The 7,718-nt window shown below is 72.8% G+C and carries 8 protein-coding genes; 6 read left to right on the forward strand and 2 right to left on the reverse strand.

Annotated features, from left to right (window positions below; translation table 11 throughout):
- The coding region (locus ACI79D_RS24735) for a rhodanese-like domain-containing protein (RefSeq protein WP_456921196.1) at positions 1 to 72 on the reverse strand (72 nt) is incomplete at its 3' end.
- Positions 73 to 92: 20 nt separating this feature from the next.
- Entirely contained in the window at positions 93 to 1,583 is a 1,491-nt protein-coding gene (locus ACI79D_RS24740; RefSeq protein ID WP_456921189.1) for an amidohydrolase family protein, read from the reverse strand.
- 242 nt (positions 1,584 to 1,825) lie between these two features.
- On the opposite strand from ACI79D_RS24740, the gene ACI79D_RS24745 reads away from it, so the two are divergent.
- The 6 genes from ACI79D_RS24745 to ACI79D_RS24770 all read left to right on the forward strand — a co-directional run bounded on the left by ACI79D_RS24745 (position 1,826) and on the right by ACI79D_RS24770 (position 7,666).
- On the forward strand, positions 1,826 to 3,040 hold the full coding sequence (locus ACI79D_RS24745; RefSeq protein ID WP_456921190.1) for a CaiB/BaiF CoA transferase family protein: 1,215 nt from the start codon (positions 1,826 to 1,828) through the stop codon (positions 3,038 to 3,040).
- Between the two features lie 73 nt (positions 3,041 to 3,113).
- On the forward strand, positions 3,114 to 3,977 hold the full coding sequence (locus ACI79D_RS24750; RefSeq protein ID WP_456921191.1) for a citryl-CoA lyase: 864 nt from the start codon (positions 3,114 to 3,116) through the stop codon (positions 3,975 to 3,977).
- Positions 3,970 to 4,833, forward strand: a complete 864-nt coding sequence (locus ACI79D_RS24755; RefSeq protein ID WP_456921192.1) for a DODA-type extradiol aromatic ring-opening family dioxygenase — start codon at positions 3,970 to 3,972, stop codon at positions 4,831 to 4,833. Before ACI79D_RS24750 ends, ACI79D_RS24755 begins: the two co-directional genes overlap by 8 nt.
- Before the next feature lie 34 nt (positions 4,834 to 4,867).
- Positions 4,868 to 5,227 carry a hypothetical protein gene (locus tag ACI79D_RS24760; RefSeq protein WP_456921193.1) on the forward strand — a complete coding sequence of 120 codons (360 nt, stop codon included), beginning with the start codon at positions 4,868 to 4,870 and terminating at the stop codon, positions 5,225 to 5,227.
- A 130-nt stretch (positions 5,228 to 5,357) separates the two neighbouring features.
- A complete protein-coding gene (locus tag ACI79D_RS24765) occupies positions 5,358 to 6,341 on the forward strand; it encodes a quinone oxidoreductase family protein (protein ID WP_456921194.1) in 984 nt (327 codons plus the stop codon).
- Positions 6,342 to 6,472: 131 nt separating this feature from the next.
- Positions 6,473 to 7,666, forward strand: a complete 1,194-nt coding sequence (locus tag ACI79D_RS24770; RefSeq protein WP_456921195.1) for a cytochrome P450 — start codon at positions 6,473 to 6,475, stop codon at positions 7,664 to 7,666.
- Positions 7,667 to 7,718: the final 52 nt, after the last annotated feature.

Consider the following 7,718-nt stretch of genomic DNA (forward strand, 5'->3'; position numbering starts at 1 on the left):
CGGTGGGACGTTCACCGCGCCGGGCAGGTGGCCGGCGGCGTACTCGGCCGGTGGCCGGACGTCGAGGACCACGACCTCCCCGCCGCAGAGCTTCAGCGACCCAGCACCCGGTCCTCGGAGCCGGAGCGCTTGGACTCGTCCTTGAAGTCGCTGTACTGGTACGGGTTGTCCAGGATCGCGGCCTCGGCCTCGGGCATCTCGGGGAACATCCCGGCCTGCCAGACCTCCTCGCCGCACTCCTGGCGCAGGTGGTCGATGGTGTTCTCGACCTCCCGCCGCACCGCCGCCAGGTCCACGTCGACCAGTTCGTGGGCGTACTTCACGACGCGGCCGTCGACGATGACCGTGTGCACGTCGGCCCGCCCGGCCTGGAAGGCGACGTGGCCGAGCGGGTTGAGCAGGGGGAACGACACGGGGGACCGGTCGTTCTTGATGAGCACGAGGTCGGCCTTCTTGCCCGCCTCGAGGCTGCCCAGGTCGGCGTCGCGGCCGATGGTGTGCGCGCCGCCCTTCGTGCACCACTCGACCACGGTCTGGGCGCGCAGCCGCAGGTGGGTGATGGTCTCGCCCTTGAGGTGGGCGTCCATGTGCTCGGCCATCCGGTCGGCGTTGAGCGTCGCCCGCATCGCGGAGAACATGTCGCAGTTCCACCACACGCTGGTGTCCATGGACAGCGACACCGGGATGCCGTACTGGAGCACCTGCGCCGTGGGGGCGTGGCCCTGGCCGGCGCTGCACTCGGACTCCGTCGCGACCGAGATGGAGCCACCGGTGGCGGCGATCCGCTGGTAACTGTCCCGGGTCAGCGTGGACGCGTGCACGTACGTCGTCTCCGGCGTCATGAAGCCGTGGTCGTACATCTGCTGGATGCCGGTGTCGCTGGTGGCCCCCCACACGCCCGCGTGCGTGGTGACCGGGATGCCCAGGTCGCGGGCGGCCTCGAAGGCGGCCTTCTCGGGGAACGCCGGGTCACCGGTGACGTCGAAGGCGATCTGCACGCCCATCATGTCGTCGCGCGCGTCGCGCAGCCGCTCGAGGAACGACCGGACGGCGGGGTCGGCGGTCCACTCCCAGGGGCCCTGCTGGATGTTGCCGTAGGCCAGCACGAAGCGGCCGGGGACCGAGCGCATCGCCTCGAGCGCGGCCTCGGCGTGCTCCACCGACTGGAGACCGTGCGACCAGTCGACGGTCGTGGTGACACCGGCGTCGAGGGACTCGATGGCGGCCAGCCGGTTGCCGGCGGCGATGTCCTCGGGGCGGAACTTCTTGCCGTGCTCGAGGTAGTACCAGACGAAGTACTGGGTGAGCGTCCAGTCGGCGCCGTAGCCGCGCATCGCGGTCTGCCACATGTGCCGGTGCGTGTCGATCATGCCGGGCATGACGATGCCGTCACTGGCGTCGATCACCTGGGCGCCCTCGGGGGCCTCCAGGCCCTGGCCCACGGCGGCGATCCGGTCGTCGACGACGAGGACGTCGGCGTCGCGGAGGACGGTGCAGGCGTCGTCCATGGTCAGCACCGTGCCGCCGCGCAGCAGCACGGGCCGGCCGGGCTGGGGGGTGGTGCCGCCGTCGGAACTGGTCATGGTCTCCTCCTCGAGACTCGCGACTCAGCGGACCTACGTCCGTAGAACGGTCAGTACGTCGGACCCGGTCACCTTCGTCGCGGGCCGAGGAGGGTGTCAAGACGCGGCCGCGCGTACCGCGCTGATACGGAGGTGGAAAGAGTGTTGCTTGACACCTCTGGGTACCGCGCGAAGACTCCGTCGCACGGCGAACGGACCAACGTCCGCATGCCGGTCGGCAACGAGGAGAGGTGCACTGATCCATGACCGCACAGCAGCTCGTCCCGGGCGCGACGCCGGGTCGGGGGCCCCTCGCCGGCGTGCTGGTCGCCGACTTCTCCCGCGTCCTCGCCGGGCCCTACGCGACCATGCTGCTCGCGGACCTCGGCGCCGAGGTGGTCAAGGTGGAGAGCCCCGACGGTGACGACACCCGCAGCTGGGCCCCCCCGGTCCGCGACGGCGTCTCGACCTACTACCTCGGCGTCAACCGGAACAAGCGGTCGATCGCGCTCGACCTCAAGGACCCCGACGACGCGGCCGCGGCCCGCGAGCTGGCCCGCCGAGCGGACGTGTTCGTCGAGAACTTCAAGCCCGGTGGCCTGGCCCGCTTCGGCCTGGACTACGAGACCGTGGCCGAGGGCAACCCGGGGATCGTCTACGCCTCGATCAGCGGGTTCGGCAGCGGGCCCGGGGGCCGGTCGCTGCCCGGCTACGACCTCATCGTGCAGGCCATCTCCGGCCTGATGAGCCTCACCGGCGCCCCGGACGGCGAGCCGTACCGCGCCGGCATCTCGGTGTTCGACGTGATGGCCGGGCTGCACGCCACCATCGGCGTCCTCAGCGCGCTCAACGCCCGGCACGAGACCGGCACGGGGCAGCACGTCGAGGTCAACCTGCTGTCCTCGGCGCTGTCGGGGCTGGTCAACCACTCCAGCGCGTACGTCGCCGGCGGCGTCGTCCCGTTCCGGATGGGGAACAGCCACCCGAGCCTGTTCCCGTACGAGCCCCTTCCCTGCGCGGACGGCGACCTGATCGTCACCGCCGGCAACAGCGGGCAGTTCCGCAAGCTCGTCGAGGTCCTCGGCGTGCCCGAGCTCGCCGACGACCCGCGGTTCCTGCGCAACGAGGACCGCACCGCCAACCGCGACGAGTTGCGGCCGCTGCTGGTGGAGCGGCTGCGCACCCGGACCAAGCAGGAGTGGTTCCGCGACATCATCGCCGCCGGCGTGCCCTGCGGACCGATCAACACCGTCGACCAGGGCGTCGCCTTCGCCGAGGAGGTCGGTCTCGACCCCGTCGTCACGGTCGGGGACGGCGACGACGCGGTGCCGTCGGTGCGCAACCCGATCAGGTTCTCTTCCACCCCGGCCGACTACCGCTTGCCACCACCCCGCCTCGACCAGCACGGTGCGGAGATCCGCGAGTGGCTGGCCGCGCCGGCCGCCCGCGGCACCGACGCGGAGGAGGGCAGGTCGTGACCGAGCTCGCGAGGTCACGCATGAGCACGGCAGCGCCGCTCACGCGGACGACGAGCGCCGGCGAGGAGGACGCGTGAGCGAGGACGGCCGCCCGGTCTACCCGACGGCGCTGGGTGCCTCGAGCCTGGAGAGCATCACGCTGCTCGGCCAGGACCTGGCCCGCGACGTGATGGGCGAGGTCGGCTTCGGCGAGCTGGCATTCTGGCTGGCCACGCAGCGGCGCCCGTCGAAGGGCGAGGCGCGGGTCTTCGAGGCGGTGCTGGCGGCGCTGGCCGACCACGGCTTCACCCCGACCGCGATCGTCACCCGGCTGACCTACCTGTCGGCGCCGGACTCGGTGCAGGGCGCGCTGGCCGCGGGCCTGCTCGGCGGCGGCTCCCGCTTCCTCGGGGTGACCGAGGACTGCGGCCGCTTCCTGCACGACGTCCTCACCGGTGTGGACGGCGCCCTGCCGACCGACGACGCCGGCTGGGACGCCCTGGCGCTGGAGACGGTGACCGCCCAGCGGGCCGCGCGCCGCTTCGTCCCCGGCCTGGGCCACCACGTGCACAAGAACGGCGACCCGCGCACGCCGCGGCTGTTCGCCATCGCTGCGGAGGAGGGCCTCTACGGCCCGCACCTGTCGCTGTTCGCCGCGATCGGCCGCGTGCACCCCCAGGTCCTCGGCAAGACGCTGCCGCTCAACGGCGCCGGCGTCTGCGGCGCCGCGCTGGCCGACCTCGGCCTGCCGCTGGAGCTGCTGCGCGGCTTCGCGCTGCTGGCGCGCACCGCCGGGCTGATCGGCCAGCTGGCCGAGGAGCTGCGACACCCGGTCGGCAACGAGGTCTTCCTGTCGGTGGACCTCAACAACCGGTCCGTCGCGCCCGACCCCTACGTCCCGGATCCCCTCCCGGGCCACACCTCGGACACCGACACCAACGGAGGTCGTCGTGGCTGAAGTAGCCGCGGTCATCGCGTCCACGCACCACCCCTTCTACTACCGGGCCAAGACGTCGACCGGCGCGGACCGGCCGCCGTTCGCCGACGAGTGGGTCGCCAAGCAGGAAGCCTTCGCCGAGACGCTCAACCGTGCCGAGCCCGACGTGCTGGTGATGGTCGGCAGCGACCACTTCCACCAGCTGTGGCTGGACAACATGCCGCAGTTCCTGGTCGGCAAGGCGCCCTGGTTCGACGCCAACTGGTACAACGAGGAGCGCGAGTTCGGCCTGCCGCGGCTGAAGCTGCGCGGCGAAGAGGACCTCGCGGCGCACATCCTGCGCGACGGCCTCGACCGGGACTTCGACCTGGCGTTCTCCAACGAGCTGCGGATCGACCACAGCATCACCTGCCCGATCATCGCGCTGCGGCCGGAGGCCGACCTGCCGATCGTGCCGGTGTACACGAACATCTTCGCCCCGCCCCTGCCGCAGCCGCGGCGCTTCGTGCAGCTGGGCAAGGCGCTGCGCGAGATGGTCGAGTCCTGGGAGAGCGACAAGCGGGTCGCGATCATCGGCACCGGACACCTGTCGCTGGAGCTCGGCGGCCCGCGCCAGTTCGGCGAGCACGGCCCCGACCCCGAGTTCGACCGCAAGGCCATCGAGTGGATCGCCAGCGGCGACATCGAGGGCTGCCTGGCCGAGGTCAGCCTGGACAGCCTGCACGCCCCGGGCAACGCCACCCACGGGTTCATGGACTTCATGCTGATGATGGGCGTCGCCGGCGAGGGCCAGAAGGCCGCCCACGTGGACAGCCTCGACCTGTTCCACACGATGGAGGCCTACTTCACCTGGTACCCCAACGGGGCCCCGGCCTGAGCCCGCGGACGACGACCGGAACGGAGATCCCTGCATGAGCAAGTACCTGCTCGACAAGTTCCTCTACACCGTCGACCGCGACCCCGACCTGGTCGAGCGCTACCGCGAGGACCCGGCCGGCACGGTCGAGTGGTGGGAGGCCGAGATGGCCAACAAGCTGCTCAACTCCATCGACGCCGAGAAGTCGACCTGGCTGGCGTTCACCGACGAGGAGCGCACGGCGCTGCGCGAGCACGACCACGTGCGGCTGTTCGAGATGGGCGCCCACCCGTTCCTGACCCTCACGCTGTTCATCGCGATGTTCGAGCGCGACCACGGCCCGCTGGAGTACCAGAAGGCCTACGGCAAGGCGATGGCACACATCACCAGGCCGTACCCGGACATCGCCACGTAGCGAGGAGGACCCCCTCCTCCCCGTCCCTCGCAGGCTCGGGACGGTGCCCTGGAGGGGGCCGCCTGGCCCTCATCCGCCCCCGCCCCGGTCACCGGGGCGGGGGCGGTCCCGCCTGTCGAGGAGGAGCCCGATGCGCGCCGCCGTCCTGCACACCCCCGGTGCGCCGCCGGCGTTCGGCCCGCACCCCGACCCGGAGGCGGGGGAGGGGCGGACGCTGGTGCGGGTGACCGCCGCGCCGGTGGTCCCGCTCGACCAGCTGTGCGCCTCGGGCACCTCCTACTTCGGCGTCCCCGCGACGCCGTACGTCCCCGGCGTCCAGGGCGTGGGCGTCGTCGAGGAGTCCGGCGCGCACGCGCCCGGGACGCGGGTGTGGTTCGCGACCTCGGCCGGCATGGCCCCCGGCGACGGCAGCCTCGCCGAGCGGTGCGCGGTGCCCGACGCCGACGTCGTCCCGGTCACCGCGGCGGTCCCTGACACGGTGGTGGCCGCGCTGGGGCTGTCCGCGGTCGCCGCGTGGATGGCGCTGACCTGGCGCGGCCGCATGCAGCCGGGGGAGCGGGTGCTGGTGCTCGGCGCCGGCGGCGCGGTCGGCCAGGTGGCCGTCGGTGCCGCGCGGCTGCTGGGCGCCGAGCGGGTGGTCGCGGTCTGTCGGTCGGCCGCGGCCCAGGAGCGGGCGCGCCGGGCCGGCGCCGACGCGGTGGTCCCGCTGTCCGGGGACGTCGACGAGCTCACCGCGCGGCTGGCCGAGGCCTGCGGCGGGCACGTCGACGTCGTCGTCGACCCGGTGTTCGGCGTCGCCGCGACCGCGGCCTCGCGGGTGCTCGCGCCGTCCGGGCGGCTGGTCAACCTCGGCGGCGCCTCCGGGGACACCGCGAGCTTCTCCTCCTCGGTGCTGCGCAGCCGCAGCGCGGAGGTGCTCGGCTACACGAACAACGCGCTCACCGTGCAGCAGCGGGCGCAGGCGCTGACCGCCGTCCTCGGCCACGCCGAGCGCGGCGCGCTGCGGCTCGACCACGAGGTGCTGCCGCTCGAACAGGTCGAGCGCGGCTGGGCGCTGACCGCCGAGGGCCTCGGCCGACGGGTCGTCCTGGTACCCGGGAAACCGGCTGCGTGACGGGTCTCCGGCGGGCGGATGTGCGCCTTGACACACCGCAGGGGCTCGGGCATCGTCGCCGTGTCCGCGACGCGGACAAGTGTCCACACCCGCAGCTCTGCGGTCCCGCGCGTTGGAAGGACCCCTCGCACATGACCACGACCGCCCCGACCTCGGCACCCACGTACGACGGGGACATCTACACCGACGAGGCGCTGCTCGAGCCGTACGAGGACTACCGCGCCCTGCGCGAGCTCGGCCCGGCGGTCTGGCTGTCGCAGCACGGGGCCTACGCCGTCGCCCGGTACGACGAGGCCAAGGCGGTCCTCATGGACGGCGAGACGTTCCGCTCGGCCAACGGCATCGCGCTCAACGAGCCGGCCAACCAGGCGATCCTCGGCTGCACGCTGGCCAGCGACGGCGAGCTGCACGCCCACCTGCGCCAGGTCGTGGCCCACCGGCTCACCCCGCGCGCGCTGCGCCCCATGAAGGACCTCGTCACCGACAAGGCCGAGGAGCTGGTCGCGGGCCTGGTCGAGAAGGGCTCCTTCGACGCGGTCGCCGACCTGGCCCGGGCGCTGCCGCTGTCGATCGTCCCGGACTTCATCGGCTGGCCGCAGGAGGGCCGCGAGCACCTGCTGCGCTGGGCCGGCGCCAACTTCGACTCCTTCGGCCCGCTCAACGACCGGGCCCAGCGGGCGCTGCCCCAGTGCGGGGAGATGGCCGCCTTCGGCGCGGAGATCGTGCGCACCCGCAACGTCTCGCCCGGCAGCCTGGGGCACGGCGTGCTGGAGGCCGTCGACGAGGGGACCATCTCCACCGAGCAGGCGATGATGCTCATGCTCGACTACCTCGCGCCCTCCCTCGACACCACGATCAGCGCCGTCGGCAGCGCCGTCTGGCTGTTCGCGCAGAACCCCGACCAGTGGGACCTCGTGCGCAACGACCCGAAGCTCATCCCCAACGCGGTGAACGAGGTCGTCCGCATCGAGTCGCCGATCCGCGCCTTCGGCCGGATCACCAGCACGGACACCCGGATCGGCGACGTCGACGTCCCCGAGGGCTCCCGGGTGCTGGTCATCTACGCCTCGGCCAACCGCGACGAGCGCAAGTTCGAGCGGCCCGACGAGTTCGACGTCACCCGCGCCAACGCCGTCCACCAGCTCGGCTTCGGCATGGGCGAGCACGGCTGCGCGGGCGCGGGCCTGGCCCGGATGGAGACCGAGTCGCTGCTGCGGGCGCTGGCCCCGCGGGTGGCCCGCTTCAACCTGCAGGGCACCGAGCGGGCGCTGAACAACCTCATCCGCGCCTTCGGCCGGGTCGACGTCACCGTCGACCCCGCCTGAGCGCCCTCCCCGGCGACCGGTGCCCCCGGTCGCGGCCCCGCCGGGCCGCGAC

It is taken from the genome of Geodermatophilus sp. SYSU D00708, from assembly GCF_054050115.1.